This is a genomic window from Pseudomonas sp. YQ_5 (genome assembly GCF_043103305.1).
Taxonomy (GTDB): Bacteria; Pseudomonadota; Gammaproteobacteria; order Pseudomonadales; family Pseudomonadaceae; genus Aquipseudomonas; species Aquipseudomonas putida_Y.
Map to the genome: position 1 here is coordinate 376,577 of NZ_JBICJS010000044.1, position 16,009 is coordinate 392,585.

Sequence of the window (16,009 nt, forward strand, 5' to 3'; positions counted from 1 at the left end):
CGATGAGGCCAGTTATCAAGGCCGCGGTTCACTGCTTCTTCTCAATGTCTCTAGGCGGCTTGGCCGGGCCCTGCGGGTCGACTTGAGGGTCTTCGACATCCGGGGAGTCGGGGTCGAAACCAAGGTCTGTCTTTTTATCGGCCTGCTCGGTCGAGTGAGGCCCCTCTTTACGTGGTGGTTGAGATCCAGGCATGGCGTTGTCTCCGGTGAGTGTCTAAGGAAGAAACCACCCGCCAGGAAAAGTTTGATTAATCTGCAACCGAGGCCAATTGCGCCCGACACTGCGCCAACGCCTCGTCGCGTGCCTTCAACTGTTCCTCGAGCCACTGCAACTGCCGCGCCTGCTCGGCGCACACGTCCCGTCTGGCTTCCAGACTCTGGGCTTGCACATCCAACTGGCGGCGCATCTCTTCGCTGGCGCCTTGTGCCTGGGCCAGGATCGTGCGCAGGCCCTGGATCTGCGCATCGCGTTGTTCCAGCAACTCATCCTGCGCCCGGCATTCACTGGCCGCCTGACGATGCTCTCCCAGCAAACGCTCATTGTCACGGTGCAAGCGGGTAAGCTCGTCCTGCTTGATGATCATGCCCTGCTGCAACTGGCGTAATTCCACCTGCATCTGCTGCAACTGCGCTTCGTGGCGGCGCTGTTCCTGCTCACGCTGTTCACGGCTGGCATTGCGGTAGTGCTCCAGGGCGTCGCGGGCATGGCGGTGCTTGTCTTCCAACGATTTGACCTGCTCGTCCTTGTCAGCCAGGCGCACCTGCAACTCACCCAGTGACTGGTTGAGGCTGGCACTGCGCAGCTGTTCGGCTTGCAGCGTGCTCTGGGTGGACAACAGCTTTTCTGTCTCTGCAGCCAATGCTGCTGCATCGATCTTGTGTTGCTGGTGCGCTGCAGCCAGTGCCTGCTGGGCGATTTCCAGCTGCGCCTCAAGCGTCTCGCGCTGTTGCGTGAAGGTGCTCTCGGCCTGCTCGATCTTCAGGTCGGCCTCGTCCTGCAACTGGGTTGCCAGTTGCCCAACCAGGCGGCTCAGCACATCGCTCAGCGCGGCGCCCCCTTCGGAAGCCATCGGCTGCTGGCCGTTCAGTTCCTTCAGGTAGCGGTGAATCGTGGTCTTGGAGCCGGTATTGCCCAGCTCGATACGTATGGCATCAATGCTGGGGTTCTCGCCCCGGGCAATCAGCGCCTGACGCGCTTGCTGCACTACCACCTTGTTGATACCGCCCCGGGCCATGCGTGCTCCTAAAAATTCGTACTATGTTATGTACCACGTAATGACATGCCAATTATGGAGATAACGCATGGCACCTGCAAATCATTCCTACCGCCTCATAATCACGGTTTTTTTCATGCGCGCCTGGTGCCTTGGTCGCAAATATGCCCCCAGATCAACTGTCATTTTTAACAGTTTACTGCAATCCACTTTCGGAGGTTAATCGCCTACAAGTCCACAGCATTGGTGAATCGCGATGCCCTCCAGAGACCTGAGTCAACCCTCGATCATGACGATATTGTCCAAGCCAGATTTAAACGAGTACTGGGACCGCCATGCGTCACGCAAACGCAACACCCTCAGTGAAAAAATTATCTATGACGAGGAGGCCGGCTTCGGCATTTACAAGTTTGGAGCGCTCGATCTAGGCACCGCTTCCATGCGCTTCGGCGAAAACCAGTTACTTGTCGTGCAGCGCGTCTTGAGGTACATGGGGTTTCGCACAAGAATACGCTCAGGCACCATCACCCAGCGCATTTATGAAATCAATCAGGCTTGGTATTCTGACGCCGACGTTGTCGTGATGATGACCTTGTCAGCGCCACTCAAGTATACAATCGACAATGAAGGAAGCCTTACGCTTAGGCTGCCCGCTGGGGCTACAATTCACCATAACGGCAGTGGTTACCCTAAAGAAATGGTGGACGACCTCATACAAGAGCGCGGTATTAAACTACCCTCTGCCGTGCCACCCACCGGGATTCTATTGGGTGATACCATAGGCCAGTTCACAGACGGCGACCCCCTCATGCTGTTCCAGGTTCCACCGCCCTCGACGCCCTCAAGCCCGGACACCTTGAGCGTTAACGCCGAACGACTAACCGGACCTGTGGGGTTTGGGATTATCTATCAGGACACGGCCTTCCCCGAGCTGAAGCAGGGTCACCCGCCCCGAGACCGGGACACTGCTGTGTCATTGTTCGCGCCGAAGGAAATGATAGATTTCATGAATGGCGCCTACTACCCAGCGAGCGGTTCTTATACTGCCGAATTCGCGCTGAATAGCGCGTTCGAGGCTGCAGATAGCGCCTCTGAGCCTGCAGTACCTGCGTCAATCTACCCACTACTGAAGGAAGTGTATGCGGGTGCTGAAAAGCAGGCGCTCACGTTGGAGCCTGCAACCCCCAATAGCCAATTCACCTTTGACGGTGAGGCACTGGGTGAGTTGAAGCAAGAGAGCGGAAGCTGGTTTTACTACCCGCCCGCCCCTCTTGACCCTGCTGTCACACTTGACGTAAACAACAAAACCAATGTTCCCGCAGCGTTGTCGGCGACAGTGCCTGAATACCCATTGGTCGCCGATGTAATCAAGGCGCAAGTTGGCAGTCAATACGCGACGTCGACGTTCTTGACACCCTTGTTCGGGGAGACCCACTTTTTTAAAGCATCCCTTTCTTCAGGAAAAGTCAAACTCACCCTGTACTACTCAAGTATCGAATACGATGAACCGATTGAGGTCAGTGCGGAAAATACCCAATGGGTCAGAATCACAGGAAATGGCAATATCGATAAAAGTGGCGTTTTCACCCCTGCCGCTGACCAACCTAGCCCTTTTACCGTCTGGCTGGCGAGAGACATTGAGGACGATCATTATTATTATTGGGCATCTGTCGTTTTGCCGCTGCCGATACTCGAGCCCGCTAAAGTGCTAGAACTCATCAATGGTTGAAGTCAGCGCCATACCCACACTCCCATGATTCCGTCGATGCAGCCACCGAAACCGGCATTGCTGAAGTGGTGACCGGCAACGGAAGCTGCAGGCTCGCCACCTTGTGTCGGTAACGCTTTGCCGCCACCATGGACGTCCAGCACCGATCACCGACAGAAAATGACCCTGGAAAACTACAAGGCAATCGCCGACAGCATCGCCCTGCTGCTGTATCCGCACGCTGAAGTCATCGTCCATGAACTGCACAGCCAGACGGTCGTGCACATCGCCAACAACTTTTCCCGGCGCAAGCTGGGCGATGATTCGGCGATCGATCACGAACTGGACGATGTGCTTGGCGGTACCAACCTGGGCCCTTACGAGAAGCTCAACTGGAACGGCCAGAAGATCCGCTCCATCAGTACCGTACTGCGCGACTCGCAGGGCGAACCCGAGTACCTGATGTGCATCAATCTGAACGTGTCGGTACTGGAGCAAGCCCGCGTGGCGCTCGATGCGTTCTTCCAGATGAGCCGGCTGGTACCGCAACCTGACTCGCTGTTCCGCAATGACTGGCAGGAACGTATCAACACCTTCCTGCATGCCTGGCTGCAAGCGCGCAGCTTGTCGCTGCAGACCTTACAGATGAAGGACAAACGCAGCCTGGTGCAGGCGCTGTACGCTGAAGGCGCGTTCGAAGGGCGAAGTGGTGCTGACTATGTCGCCAACGTTCTGAGCATGGGTCGGGCCACCGTTTACAAGTACCTGAAAGAACTCAAGGGCTAACTGCCCGCCGCTTGGCCGAACTGGCAGCCTGTCAGGGTATTGCCAGCGATTGCGCTCGCCCACTTGCCTTGAATGGACTGATATTCTACTGTGGATAATTATTCCACAAGGAGCGCAGCATGCCAGTCGCCACTGTTTCACCGACCATTGTCGATGCCCGATACCTCGATGCATTGTACACGTCCATAAAGGAAGCCCACGGCGCGCTGCGCCCCGCCGTCAGCATCACGCCGCTGGCTCGCAGCGCCCGTCTGTCGGCACTGACCGGCTGTGAAGTGCTGCTCAAATGCGAACACCTGCAGCACACCGGTTCATTCAAGTTTCGCGGTGCCAGCAACAAGGTGCGCCTGCTGCCGGCTGAGGTGCGCAAGCAGGGGGTGATAGCCGCCTCTTCCGGCAACCATGGGCAGGCACTGGCCTTGGCCGGCAAGATGGCTGGCGTGCCAGTGAAGGTCTACACCACCACGGGCGCATCGGCATACAAAATAGAGGCAATGCGCGCGCTGGGCGCCGAAGTAGTCTGCCTGCCTACCGACCCGCTGAGTGCAGAGCTGGAAGCAGCCAGGCAAGCCAAGGCCCACGGCGTACCCTTCGTGTCCCCCTACAACGACCTGCAGGTCATTGCCGGCCAGGGCACCATAGGCATGGAGTTGTTTGAGCAGGCGCCAGACCTGGACGCGGTGTTCGTCGCTGTGGGCGGTGGTGGGATGATTTCCGGCATCGGCGCCGCCCTGCGCGTACTCATGCCGGGCACTGAGATCATCGGCTGCTGGCCGGCGAACGACCCAACGCTGCAGCAATCACTCAAGGCCGGTGAAATCATCGAAGTGGATGCCTGCGAAACGCTGTCCGATGGCACGGCTGGCGGCGTCGAGCCAGGCTCGATCACCTTCCCGCTTTGCCAGGCGCTGCTCACCGATACCGTGCTGGTCAGCGAGGACGAAATCCGCAGCGCCATGCGCTTTATCGCCAGCAGTGAGCGCTGGATCATCGAAGGCGCTGCAGCCGTTGCGGTCGCCGGCATGCAAAAGCTCGCTGAGCGCTATCAGGGCAAGCGTGTCGCGGTGATCCTGTGTGGCCGTAACATCCTGGTGGAAAAGTTCCTCGAGGCCGTTCAATGAAGGTCTTCAGCAAGTCGCAGATCATCGCCCGCTTCAACCCAGAGCTGGCGGTAAGCCAGCTGGAGGAAGGCTTCATCGCCTACTCCGAAGGCAAGGTGCAGGTGCCGCCCGTGCAGGGCTTCGCATTCAAGGGCGCGAACGGTGACTGTTGCGTGAAGTCGGCCTACATCGAAGGCAGCCCGACCTTCACCGTCAAGCTTTCGACAGGCTTCTACGACAACCCGTCCAAGGGCCTGCCGAGCAATGATGGCCTGATGCTTGTGCTGTCTGCACACACCGGTCAGCCGCTGGCACTGCTGCAGGACCAAGGCTGGCTGACTGCCATGCGCACCGCGTTGGCCGGGCGTATCGCCGCCCGGCTGCTGGCGCCGGCCCAGGTCAAGGCCATTGGCATCCTCGGCTCCGGCATGCAGGCGCAGATGCAGCTTGAGCAGCTTCGCGCGGTGACCGATTGTCGCCAGGTGATTGTCTGGGGCCGGCATGATAGCGGGCTTGCGGCCTATACGGCATTTGCCCGTGAACTGGGCTTCGGGGTGCACAGCACGCAGGATGCAGCCGAGGTTGCAGGTGCCGCAAACCTGATCGTCTGCACCACGCCTTCCCGCCAGGCGCTGCTACACAGCGCGTGGGTCCAGCCGGGTACGCATATCACCGCCGTCGGTGCTGATGCGCCCGGTAAGCAGGAACTGGACCCGGCACTGGTGGCAAGGGCAGACCGTATCATTGTCGACTCCATCACCCAGTGCAGCCAGTACGGCGAAGTGGCCCATGCCCTCGGCAGTGGCCAGATCGACGCTAACCAGCTGATCGAGCTGGGTACGCTGCTGGCTGGCCGTGCCAAGGGGCGTGAGCACGACAGCCAGATTACCTTGGCGGACCTGACCGGTGTGGCAGTGCAGGATGCACAAGTCGCAAGCTACGCCCTGGCAGCCCTGTGCACCTGAGGCGACAACAGCGTCAGCGCAAACGTTGCACCTGCGCTGGCGTGCGCTGCATCAGCACCTTGCCATTGCGTACCGACACCAACGCGTGCCCCTGGCTGCGCACCATCTCGTAATCATCCGGCGCCGACAGCAGCAACAGGTTCGCCGGCCGACCCACCTCGATGCCATAGCGCTCACCCAGGTTCAGGGTGCGGGCGCTGTTGTCGGTAATCAGGTCCAGGCAGCGCTGCAGGTCTTCATAGCCGAGCATGTGACAGATGTGCAGGCCGGCTTCGAGAATGCGCAGGATATTGCCATTGCCCAGTGGGTACCACGGGTCGACGATGGAGTCCTGGCCGAAGCACACGTTCATGCCGGCGCGGTCGATCTCGGCCACGCGGGTCACGCCACGACGTTTCGGGTAGTTGTCGAAGCGCCCTTGCAGGTGAATGCTCTCGGTCGGGCACGACACAAAGTTGATTCCCGACAGCTTGAGCAGGCGGAACAGCTTGTAGCAATACGCATTGTCATACGAGCCCATGGCCACGGTGTGGCTGGCCGTGACCCGGGGCCCCATGCCGCGTACCCGGGCTTCTTCGGCCAACACTTCGAGGAAGCGCGATTGCGGGTCGTCGGTCTCGTCGCAGTGCACGTCCACCAGGCAGCCGGTACGCTCGGCCAGGTCCATCAGGAACTTCACCGACGATACACCCTGGTCGCGGGTATTTTCGAAATGCGGAATGCCGCCGACGACGTCGGCGCCAATTGCCACGGCTTCAGTCATCAGCGCCCGGCCGTTGGCGTACGACTCGATACCCTCCTGCGGGAAGGCGACAATCTGCAGGTCGATCAGCTCACGCACCTCGTCACGTACCTCGACCATGGCCTTGAGCGCAGTGAGTTTCGGGTCGGTCACATCGACGTGGGTGCGCACATGCTGGATACCGTGGTCCACCAGCATGCCGATGGTTTTTTTCGCACGGGTCTTGATGTCGTCGTGGGTGGTGATTTCCTTGCGCTCGGACCAGCGCTCAATGCCTTCGAACAACGTGCCGCTCATGTTCCACTTCGGCTCACCCGCGGTCAGCGTGGCATCAAGATGAATGTGCGGCTCGACAAAAGGCGCGACCACCAGGTTTTGCCCGGCGTCCAGATCATTGACCGTAGCGGGCGTCACGACGTCGGGCTGGGGCACGATCGCGGCAATGCGCTCGCCGTTCAGTTCGACGCGGAACAGGCCAGGCTTGCCGCGCAGGCGTGCGTTGATGATGTTCATGCTGTTACTCCTTGCCGTGGGCTTCGCTCATGCGCCATACCAGCATGGCGACCGAAGCATTCATGCGAAAAAGCGGGTCGTCCAGCGACTGCCCGCTCAGTTGTTCGATGCGCTGGATGCGCTGATTGATCGTATTGCGGTGCATCCCCAGACGCTGTGCGGCCTTGAGCCCGTTGCCATTTTCCATGAGCAAGGCGTCGAGGGTATGCACCAAAGCGTGGGCGTGTTTGCGCCCAGGGGCGATCAGCGGGCCGAGGGTGCGACTGACGAAATCGTCAACCAGCGAGCGGTCGACAATACCTTGCAGCAGGCGCAACACGCCGAGCTCGCTGAAGTTGCAATAGCCGTTGGCCGGGCGCAGATGCTGCGCCACATCCAGCGCCTGGCGTGCCTGGTTGAGCGCCTGGCGGTAGTGCGCGCAATCGTCAGCGAGGCTCGACAGGCCCATGTAAAGGCCCAGTTCACCTGTCGCGGCTTGCAACTGCCGGTACAGCGCACCCAACGTCTCGGGTAAGTCGTGCGTATCGGCCAGCAGCACCACGAACAGGTCGCCCGGCAGCTGCGCCGTCACACTGTCAGGCCGCTGGCGGCACCAGGCTTCCAGCTGGTCTTCCAGGGCCTGCCGGGTGGCTTGCCAGGTACGCTCGCCGTGTGCAAGCCCGTGGCGCTCGAACAAGCCGTCCACGCCTGTCAGGCGCAATGCCAGCAGGCGCTGCGGCTTGTCCAGCGCCAGTTGCAGGTGCGCTGCACGCTGCCGGGCAATCGCCAGGCTCGGGTAGTCGCCCGTGAGCAGTTGGCCAAGGATGTCGTTGCGCGAGCGGCGCACCTGGCTCATCTGCACCAGTGCAGTGCCGATCAGGTGGGTGACCACCACCATCTTCAGCGCGTAGGGTTGTTCGATCAGTGGTAAGCCCAGTTGCTCGGCGCGCGCGATTACGGACGCCGGGATGCTCTGGATGAAACTGCCGCCGGTGAGAATCACCATGCCGGCAATGCCCACGGCGTCGCCATCCTCCACCAGGCTCAGCAGGTTGGCTTCGCCTCGCGGGTGGTTGATGCCGGTGACGAATACCAGTTCACCGCCCATCACCCATTCGGCGATCCCCTCGTTCTCCGCCACGTAAGGCCAGCGTACCCGCCGTTGCAGGTTGCGCGCCCCGGCCCGCACATGCATTTCGTGCAGGCCGGGCAAATGCAGGATCTCGTCCAGCGCCAGGCTCACGGCTCGACACCCGCCTGGCCTGGCGCCCGGCGGCGTGCGCCCAGCTCCAGAATGACGATGTAGCACACTGCCGAGGCGGCGATGCCCACCAGCGGCGCGACCCACGGTGAGGCGTAGGCCAGTACAGCGCCCACGGCATAGGCAAGCAGCCCGGTGAGGTTGTAGCGTGGCAGGTTTGCCGCACCCAGCGGCGGGTATTTGCCGCGGTGGCGATACCAGAAGTCAGCCATGATCACCCCACCCACCGGCGGAATGATCGACCCCAGCAGCACCAGGAACGGGATCAGCATTTCGTACATGCCACCCATCGCCAGCACAATGCCAACCCCGGCCGCCACCAGCGTTGCCGTGCGCCGGCGCTCACTGCGCAACAAATGGCAGGCGGCGGCCGACACGTTGTAGATGGTCGGCCCCTGAATGGTCCACAGGTTCAGGCACAGCATCACCACCGCCGCGAACGACAGCCCCTGCAGCATCATCACGTCAACGATATCGGCCTGCTGGTAAACCATCGCGCACCACGCGCCGGCCACCACCATCAGGCCGTTGCCCAGGAGGAATGCCACCACGCTGGCGGTCACCGCTACCCGGCCACTGCGTGCCAGCCGTGTCCAGTTGGTGGCCTGGGTGGCGCCACTGGCGAAGGTGCCGAAAACCATGGTGACTGCCGCCGAAAAAGTCATGGTTTCATGCGGTACAACGGCAGCCAGGCCGGCAAAGCCACCGGCATCGCGGGTGGCGATGTACATGGACACCAACAGCAGCACGAACATCAATGGCACCGACACCCGCGACAACACATCCAGCCCCTTGAAACCGATGATGGCCGTAATGCTGAAACCCAGCCCGAACAGCACCATCAAAGGCATGCCGAAGCCATCCGCCAGCCCCAGCAGCTTGACCAGCACGATGGCCACCGTGGCCGTGCCCCAGGCATACCAGCCCAGTTCGGCAAAACCCAGCAGAAAATCCGAGAGCCGGCTCCCCGCTTCACCAAAACAGAAGCGCCCCATCAGCACGGTGTTCAGCCCGCTGCGCGAGGCGATGAAGGCCAGCACTGCGGCATACAAGGCAAGCAGGCTGTTGCCGAGGGTGGCCACCCACAGCATGTCGACAAAACTGAATGCCATGCCCAGCTTGCCGCCGGCGAACATCGTGCCGGTAAAGAAGGTGAAGCTGAACAAGACCATCGCGATCGGCAACAGGCCCCTACGGGCGGACTGCGGGGCTTCGCTGAGGGGGAATTCGCTGGGTGAGCTCATTGCACGGGGGCTCCGGGTTTGTAGTTGGGAGCAGAAAGAGCAATATGCGGGCCGCTTTTTTACTGCGCCGCCACCCGGAAAAATCGGGCTGGTCGCCCAGAATTCCATATGCACTGTGCACATTAAAGCTGCGATTTGACGATCTGGAGTGTGCGGGACGACTTATTTTGAGGCGCTCATGCACCAAAGCGGGCCTGGGCTGGGTAGTAATCACCCAGCCCATGGCGGTTTACACAGCTCCGTCCAGCCCCATCTGCCAGAAATCAGCCTCCAGGCTGGATGCCTGGCCAAAAATCCCTGCCAGTTCGGCGAACCGCTGCTCGGTCATGCTGCGCGCCGCCAGTTCATCCAAGTGCTTGCGCGCTGCCGCTGCCACCCCTTGGTAGCCCTCCCCGGCATACTCGCCAATCCACTCGCGGTAGGGGTGATTGCTCAAGTCGCCAATGCGCTCGGCCAGGGTCCGGCCGATTTCGGCATAGCCGATCACGCAAGGTGCCAGTGCCACATGCAGCTCCAGCAGGTCGCCGGCAGCGCCGCAGTCCAGCACGTAACGGGTGTATGCCACCGTGGCCTGGTGCTCTGGCGCGGCTTCGATGTCTGCCTGGGTCAAGCCCCAGCGTGCGCACAGCCGCAAGTGCAGCTCGGTTTCATCCAGGATCGCCGCCAGCCCGGCCTGCGCCGCGCGAATGTCGGCCGGGCGGCGGCTTTTGTAGGCGGCCAGCGCCCAGGCGCGGGCGAACTGGATCAGGAACAGGTAATCCTGCACAAGGTAGGTCCGGAACGCTTCCTCACTCAGCGTACCCTCGCCCATCTGACGTACGAAGTCATGGTCTACGTAGCTGTTCCATTGTGGCGTGGCGGCGGCCTTGAGGCGCTCGAAGATATCCATGCTCATTTGCCCTCCGGATAAACTGCATCGAAGAAAGCCAACTCCAGCGCCACGGTGCGCTGGTAGAAGTCACTGGCCAATGCGGCCTCCTGCGGGCCGACGCGGTCCAGTTCGGCCTGCAGGAAAGCGACGAATGCCTGGAACGCCGGGTTGTCGTGCAGGGTAATCCACTCGGCATGGACGAAGTTGTCCGGCATCGGTTTCGGCGCCTTGAGCGCCCAGTCCAGATACAGCCCTTCGGCGACGTTCAGCACCGCCAGTGCCGCTGCGTAGGAACGGGTGGCTGCCGCTTCGCGCATGATCGCCTTGAAACCTGCGGTAGGCGCGGTATCGGCCGGTTCACTGCGTTGCGCCGGGCTGACACCCAGGGCCTCGAAGGCACGCAGGAAATAGGTGTTCTCGTCACTGGAGATCATCCCGGCAAAGCGGCCGAAGCGCAGGCGGGCTTCAAACGTATCAGCGGTGGCAATGGCCGCACCCAGCAGGGTCAGGAAGCTGTCGAGGAAACGGTGGTCCTGGACCAGGTAGTCGACCATGATCGGGTCAGGCAGGCTGCCGTCGCACAATCGGGTCACGAAACGGTGGCCAACGGCCGCCGACCAGGTCGGCTCGCACTGGCGGCGCAGGGACTGGCTGAAACGTTCGGTCATGTTGCTGTCCTTGAGGAGGGTGACAGCGAGACCGTGGCAATTGACATGGACTGGCCTCGCAGTGAGGCCGGCAAAAAGGCAGGTTACAAGCCCCATCCCTTCGCCGGCATGATCCGGATCAGGTTCGAAGGGTCACCGCGCTGTAGCGTTCAGCGGTTTCTCAGCCCATTGCCGGGCTCCCCTTGGTGGCGCTCAGGTATACCCGAGGGCGCCGCGCCTGTCACTAGTCCAACTCCCCAAACTGTGGGCAATGGTGACCCGCTAATGGGCATCTGTCCCCATTCTTGACGCGCCATCATTTAGTGCACGCCAGGCGCTGCAAGGTTTTGTATGTCAAAGCATTACTGAAATATCTGTTGGCATAGCTGTTGCTGATGGCCATTTAACGGGCAAAACGCCATTGATGGCTTAAGGCCGTAAGGCCGCAAAAGAGGCTTTAGCCAATGAAAACATCCGCCATGAGCCACGCGTCCAGGCGCGCGTTCCATCTGTCCTCCGTCACTGCGCTGATGATCAGCCTCGGGTTGATCACGGCCATGGCATCCCCCCTTGACGACAACAGCATGCCACCGCCGACCGACCCGTCGGCCTACACCGACCAGCCGGACGACCCGACCCCTGCCTTGCTTGAGCTGAACACCTTGCCGGAGGCCAACGAAGGCTCGTTGGAGCTGACCGATGGCGTGTATGGCGACCGCAGCACGGTACGCACCGACAACGTGCTGCCGCCTGCCCTGCAAACGTCGGACAAGTACCCTACCAACGGCAAACCCAGCCCGTTGTTCGGTGCGCAACCATTCACCCAGCAACTGTTGCTGTTCGAAGAATTCGGGCCAGAGAAGCTCGACCCGACCACGCCGGCGCCCGATCTGACCTTCCCGGTCCCCACCCTCGGCGCGGCCCCCGCGCAAGACCCCAACGTGGTGGCACGCAGCGGCCCCAGTGGCAGCGCACTGGAAGCGTTCCTCAAGCAGCCCGGCCTGTACCCGTTCCCGACCCAGTACGCCAACGTGCTGGACCGCAACCCATGGAAGGCGCAGATCGAGATGTTCCTCAACCGCCAGCCGGTCGGCTCGCCCGCTGAAGGCCGGCCACCAGGAAAAGGCTGGTCGCACCAGCGCTGGAACGAGTTCTACCCGCAGGCAGCGTTCAAGACCGCCCAGGCCGGTGCGCGCATCAACCTCGGCCTGCGCGACCGCAAGCAACTGCACAACTATGCCGTCGGTGAATTTGCCCCGGGAGGCCTGTACTACCAGACGTCGGACATTCCGACCACGCTGGGCACCACCAAGGGTATCGACATACGCTTCCACCCGAACATGCCGCTGCAAAACCACAAATCGTTGTGGACCTTCGACGGCACTTTCCCGCCCAAGCTGCTGATGGTGCGCTACGGCCAGCCAATCCTGATGCGCCATTACAACGCCCTGCCGATTGACCCGTCGGCCAACGGCGGCTTTGGCCTGCATACCATCTCGACCCACGAGCACAACGGCCACTCCCCGGCCGAAAGCGACGGCTTTGCCAACGCGTACTTCTTCCCCGGCCAGTACTACGACTACCGCTGGCCGGTGCAGCTGGCCGGCTACGACACCATCAACACCCGTGCCCAGGACCCGCGAGCAGCTTTCCCCTGCTCGCCGGGTGAAACCTTGTTCGTCAACGATGGTTCACCGGGCCTGAAAACCTGCGAGAACGGCAGTATCAAGATTCGTGGCGACTGGCGCGAAACCATGAGTACCCACTGGTTCCACGACCACATGATGGATTTCACAGCGCAGAACGTCTACAAAGGCAACGCCGTGATGATGAACTACTACAGCGCCCTGGACCGCGGCAACGAGGCCCTGCAGGACGGTGTCAACCTGCGTTTCCCAAGCGGTTCGGGCATGCCCTGGGGTAACCGTGACTATGACGTCAACCTGGTAATAGCCGACAAGGCCTGGGATGCAAACGGCCAGCTGTGGTTCAACCCGTTCAACACTGACGGCTTCCTCGGTGACCAGATCCTGGTCAACTGGCAGTACCAGCCCAGGCTCAAGGTGCGTGCGCGCAGTTACCGTTTCCGTCTCCTCAACGGTTCGGTTTCACGCTACTTCAAGTTCGCCGTGGTGCGGGAGATTGCCGGTAACAGTGGCGAGTTCAAAGGCCCGTCCGGCTCCAACCTGTCGTATGCGCGGGTGCCGTTCCACATGATCGCCAACGACGGCAACATCATGGAACACGCGGTGCCATTCGACGGCACGATGGACCTCAATGGTGACGGCAACCTGCAAGACAACAACGGCATCCTGCCACTGCAGGGCATTGCCGAGCGCTACGACATCATCATCAACTTCGCCAGGAATGGCATCAAGGCAGGCGACAAGCTGTACTTCGTCAACCTGATGGAGCACGACTCCGGCAAAGGTCCGAAGCAAGCTATCCCGTTGGCCGACGTGCTGTCGGAAAAATACAAGGCGGTGATCAAGCAGACCAGCAAAGGCCCGCAGTGGGACAAGGGCGATCCGGCAGTCGGCAAGTTTCTGCAACTGTGGGTGCAACCGTACACCGGCCAGGACCTGAGCATGGACCCGGTAGCCTATGAGCCGGCCAAGCCAGGCAAGGCTGCCGGCCTGAAAATGCTGCCCCTGCCAATTGACCGCGACGCCGCAGCCGACCAGGCCAAACTCAAGGATGCCCGCCACCGCGAGTTCATCTTTGGCCGCTCTGACGGTACGGACACCACCCCGTGGACCATCAAGACCGACGGCGGCTTTGGCTACAGCATGGACCCACGCCGCATCAGTGCAGCACCGCAACTGGCCAACCAGTCCACCGACGCTGGTTTCAGCGGCGACGGCACCCTGGAAGTGTGGAAAATCGTCAACGGCGGTAATGGCTGGAGCCACCCGGTACACGTGCACTTCGAGGAAGGCGTGATTCTTAGCCGCGACGGCAAGGCCCCACCAGAATGGGAAAAATGGGCGCGCAAGGATGTGTACCGAATCGGGCCGGATACTGATTCGTCCATCGAGGTGGAAATGGCCATCCGCTTCCGCGAGTTTGCCGGCACCTACATGGAGCACTGCCACAACACACAGCACGAGGACTCTTCGATGCTGCTGCGCTGGGATATTGAACACCCGGGGCAGTTCCAGGTGATGCCGACCCCGCTGCCGGGATGGGATGGCGTGCATTACATGGCCTCGGTGGGCCTGCCAACGTTCCGCACCAAAACCCACGACGACAATGACGACCCGGCCAACAAACCACCCGTCGCGGCCAATGACAGTGCCGCAACGACGGCTGGCACGCCGATCACCCTGAACGTGCTGGCCAACGACAGTGACCCGGACGGCAATGTACCGCTCACGGTAACCGGCCTCAGCCAGCCGGACTCCGGCCAGGGTGCCGTCAGCACCGACGGCACCACCGTAACGTACAGCCCGCCCGCTGCGGTCGCCACGCCATTCACGGCCAGCTTCAATTACACGGCGCGTGATACCAAAGGGGCCGAGTCGGTGGCCCCGGCCACGGTCAGCATCGCCGTAACCGCAGTAGCGGCGGCCGACGAACTCAAGGTCACCAGTGCCACGGTGCAGGAACGCAGCGGCAACCGTTTCACCTGGGATGTACAGGGGACTACCACGGTGGCCACGGGCAACAGCATCAGCGTGACTGCAGCAACCACCGGTGGCCCGGTAAGCCTGGGGAACGCGACGCTGACTGCCACGACTACGGGGGGCCGTTGGCGGGTAGCGGTGACCACCACCGGCTTTGGCCCGGCCACGCCAGCGACGGTCACGGTGAAATCGGCACTGGGCCAGACGGTGACAGCGCCAGTCAAATACAAGTGAGTGCAAAGCGGGGGCCGCTATGCGGCCCCGCTCAGCCAACCCACGAGGACCGCATCATGCCCGGCTCATGGCGTTTCCTGCTGGTACTTGCGTTGTTCGCCGCCAGCATTCCGTTCTGGCCACTGCACCCCCAACAAAAGGTGGCCGAAGCAGCTGTCACTCCCTGGGGAGCCAACTACTTCCCCAACATCCCCCTGCTCACCCAGGATGGCGAAAAAGTGCATTTCTTCGACGACCTTATCAAGGACAAGGTGGTTGCCATCAACTTCATCTTTACCGGCTGCTCCGATTCCTGCCCAGTGGAAACCGCACGCCTACGCCAGGTACAGAAAATCCTCGGTGGCCGGGTCGGCAAGGATATCTTCCTCTACTCCATCAGCATCGACCCCTATAACGACACCCCCGCCACCCTCAAGCGCTATGCCGAAAAGTTCGGCATCGGCCCAGGCTGGACCTTGCTGACCGGCGAACCTGACGATATCGAGCAACTACGCCGCAGCCTGGGGCTGTGGATCGATGGCCTGGAAAACGGCCGCTCCAAAGACCACAACCTGAGCCTCATTATCGGCAACCAGGCCACCGGCCGCTGGATGAAAGCCTCGCCTTTCGAAAGCCCGTACATCCTCGCCGACCGCCTCGGCAACAGCTTGCACAACTGGAAGCAGGCCAGCGCCATGACCAATGACTACGCTCAAGCGCCGCAGATGCGTGCACCCAGCAGCGGCGAGCAGATCTTCCGCACCCGTTGCTCGTCCTGCCACACCGTGGGCAATACCGAGCCAGGCCCGCCAGGCATCGGCCCCGACCTGCTGGGCGTGACCCGTCAGCGTGACGCAAACTGGCTGACCCGCTGGCTGAAAGCGCCCGACCAGATGCTGGCCGAGAAAGACCCCCTGGCCATGCTGCTGTTCGAGCAATACAACCGCCTGGCCATGCCCAACATGCGCTTGGGCGATGCCGAAGTCAGCGCATTGATAAGCTACCTCGAAGAAGAAACGGCACGCCTGCAGACACCGGTGGCAAATAGGGGAACCCCCTAAAGGCGATTAGCCATCATTCATCAGACTGTCATCTCGCTGTCGTATTTTTCGAGCATCACCCAGGGTCGGGAACCATCAG

General features: G+C 61.3%; 13 protein-coding genes and 1 riboswitch. Of the genes, 6 read left to right on the plus strand and 7 right to left on the minus strand.

The window, feature by feature from the left end:
- Positions 1-28: 28 nt before the first annotated feature.
- Complete coding sequence (locus ACF8EA_RS09990) at positions 29-193, minus strand: DUF6021 family protein (RefSeq protein ID WP_172402784.1); 165 nt, start codon at positions 191-193, stop codon at positions 29-31.
- Between the two features lie 55 nt (positions 194-248).
- Positions 249-1,235: a DNA-binding protein gene (locus ACF8EA_RS09995; RefSeq protein ID WP_392521856.1), complete on the minus strand. Its 987-nt coding sequence runs from the start codon at positions 1,233-1,235 to the stop codon at positions 249-251.
- A 235-nt stretch (positions 1,236-1,470) separates the two neighbouring features.
- Between ACF8EA_RS09995 and ACF8EA_RS10000 the strand changes: the two genes are divergently transcribed.
- The 4 genes from ACF8EA_RS10000 to ACF8EA_RS10015 all read left to right on the plus strand — a co-directional run bounded on the left by ACF8EA_RS10000 (position 1,471) and on the right by ACF8EA_RS10015 (position 5,773).
- Positions 1,471-2,943 carry a hypothetical protein gene (locus ACF8EA_RS10000; protein ID WP_392521857.1) on the plus strand — a complete coding sequence of 491 codons (1,473 nt, stop codon included), beginning with the start codon at positions 1,471-1,473 and terminating at the stop codon, positions 2,941-2,943.
- A 159-nt stretch (positions 2,944-3,102) separates the two neighbouring features.
- Entirely contained in the window at positions 3,103-3,708 is a 606-nt protein-coding gene (locus tag ACF8EA_RS10005; protein ID WP_392521859.1) for a transcriptional regulator, read from the plus strand.
- Between the two features lie 119 nt (positions 3,709-3,827).
- Positions 3,828-4,829: a threonine/serine dehydratase gene (locus ACF8EA_RS10010; protein ID WP_392521860.1), complete on the plus strand. Its 1,002-nt coding sequence runs from the start codon at positions 3,828-3,830 to the stop codon at positions 4,827-4,829.
- Positions 4,826-5,773, plus strand: a complete 948-nt coding sequence (locus tag ACF8EA_RS10015; protein WP_392521861.1) for an ornithine cyclodeaminase family protein — start codon at positions 4,826-4,828, stop codon at positions 5,771-5,773. Before ACF8EA_RS10010 ends, ACF8EA_RS10015 begins: the two co-directional genes overlap by 4 nt.
- Positions 5,774-5,786: 13 nt before the next feature.
- Here ACF8EA_RS10015 and codA read toward each other — a convergent pair whose 3' ends face one another.
- The 5 genes from codA to ACF8EA_RS10040 all read right to left on the minus strand — a co-directional run bounded on the left by codA (position 5,787) and on the right by ACF8EA_RS10040 (position 11,051).
- Complete coding sequence (gene codA, locus ACF8EA_RS10020) at positions 5,787-7,028, minus strand: cytosine deaminase (protein ID WP_103470330.1); 1,242 nt, start codon at positions 7,026-7,028, stop codon at positions 5,787-5,789.
- Positions 7,029-7,032: 4 nt separating this feature from the next.
- Positions 7,033-8,250, minus strand: coding sequence for a PucR family transcriptional regulator (locus tag ACF8EA_RS10025; protein ID WP_392521863.1), 1,218 nt, complete (start codon positions 8,248-8,250; stop codon positions 7,033-7,035).
- On the minus strand, positions 8,247-9,512 hold the full coding sequence (gene codB, locus ACF8EA_RS10030) for a cytosine permease (RefSeq protein ID WP_392521865.1): 1,266 nt from the start codon (positions 9,510-9,512) through the stop codon (positions 8,247-8,249). Before codB ends, ACF8EA_RS10025 begins: the two co-directional genes overlap by 4 nt.
- 229 nt (positions 9,513-9,741) lie before the next feature.
- Positions 9,742-10,407, minus strand: a complete 666-nt coding sequence (tenA, locus tag ACF8EA_RS10035; protein ID WP_021785116.1) for a thiaminase II — start codon at positions 10,405-10,407, stop codon at positions 9,742-9,744.
- A complete protein-coding gene (locus ACF8EA_RS10040; RefSeq protein WP_021785115.1) occupies positions 10,404-11,051 on the minus strand; it encodes a TenA family protein in 648 nt (215 codons plus the stop codon). Before ACF8EA_RS10040 ends, tenA begins: the two co-directional genes overlap by 4 nt.
- A gap of 78 nt (positions 11,052-11,129) precedes the next feature.
- Positions 11,130-11,244, minus strand: a riboswitch (TPP riboswitch).
- A gap of 250 nt (positions 11,245-11,494) precedes the next feature.
- Between ACF8EA_RS10040 and ACF8EA_RS10045 the strand changes: the two genes are divergently transcribed.
- Both ACF8EA_RS10045 and ACF8EA_RS10050 read left to right on the plus strand, forming a co-directional pair.
- The gene (locus ACF8EA_RS10045; RefSeq protein ID WP_392521866.1) at positions 11,495-14,890 is read left to right on the plus strand and encodes an Ig-like domain-containing protein; all 3,396 of its coding nucleotides are present in this window, start codon (positions 11,495-11,497) and stop codon (positions 14,888-14,890) included.
- 56 nt (positions 14,891-14,946) lie between these two features.
- Positions 14,947-15,930 (plus strand): SCO family protein, encoded by a 984-nt coding sequence (locus tag ACF8EA_RS10050; protein ID WP_392521868.1) that lies wholly within the window; start codon positions 14,947-14,949, stop codon positions 15,928-15,930.
- The last annotated feature ends 79 nt before the right edge of the window (positions 15,931-16,009 follow it).

What these genes read in the sequence shown, in the direction of transcription:
- ACF8EA_RS09990 (WP_172402784.1), bottom strand. Translation starts at nt 193, where the DNA reads ATGCCTGGATCTCAACCACCACGTAAAGAGGGGCCTCACTCGACCGAG.
- ACF8EA_RS09995 (WP_392521856.1), bottom strand. Translation starts at nt 1,235, where the DNA reads ATGGCCCGGGGCGGTATCAACAAGGTGGTAGTGCAGCAAGCGCGTCAG.
- ACF8EA_RS10000 (WP_392521857.1), top strand. Translation starts at nt 1,471, where the DNA reads ATGCCCTCCAGAGACCTGAGTCAACCCTCGATCATGACGATATTGTCC.
- ACF8EA_RS10005 (WP_392521859.1), top strand. Translation starts at nt 3,103, where the DNA reads ATGACCCTGGAAAACTACAAGGCAATCGCCGACAGCATCGCCCTGCTG.
- ACF8EA_RS10010 (WP_392521860.1), top strand. Translation starts at nt 3,828, where the DNA reads ATGCCAGTCGCCACTGTTTCACCGACCATTGTCGATGCCCGATACCTC.
- ACF8EA_RS10015 (WP_392521861.1), top strand. Translation starts at nt 4,826, where the DNA reads ATGAAGGTCTTCAGCAAGTCGCAGATCATCGCCCGCTTCAACCCAGAG.
- codA (WP_103470330.1), bottom strand. Translation starts at nt 7,028, where the DNA reads ATGAACATCATCAACGCACGCCTGCGCGGCAAGCCTGGCCTGTTCCGC.
- codB (WP_392521865.1), bottom strand. Translation starts at nt 9,512, where the DNA reads ATGAGCTCACCCAGCGAATTCCCCCTCAGCGAAGCCCCGCAGTCCGCC.
- tenA (WP_021785116.1), bottom strand. Translation starts at nt 10,407, where the DNA reads ATGAGCATGGATATCTTCGAGCGCCTCAAGGCCGCCGCCACGCCACAA.
- ACF8EA_RS10040 (WP_021785115.1), bottom strand. Translation starts at nt 11,051, where the DNA reads ATGACCGAACGTTTCAGCCAGTCCCTGCGCCGCCAGTGCGAGCCGACC.
- ACF8EA_RS10045 (WP_392521866.1), top strand. Translation starts at nt 11,495, where the DNA reads ATGAAAACATCCGCCATGAGCCACGCGTCCAGGCGCGCGTTCCATCTG.
- ACF8EA_RS10050 (WP_392521868.1), top strand. Translation starts at nt 14,947, where the DNA reads ATGCCCGGCTCATGGCGTTTCCTGCTGGTACTTGCGTTGTTCGCCGCC.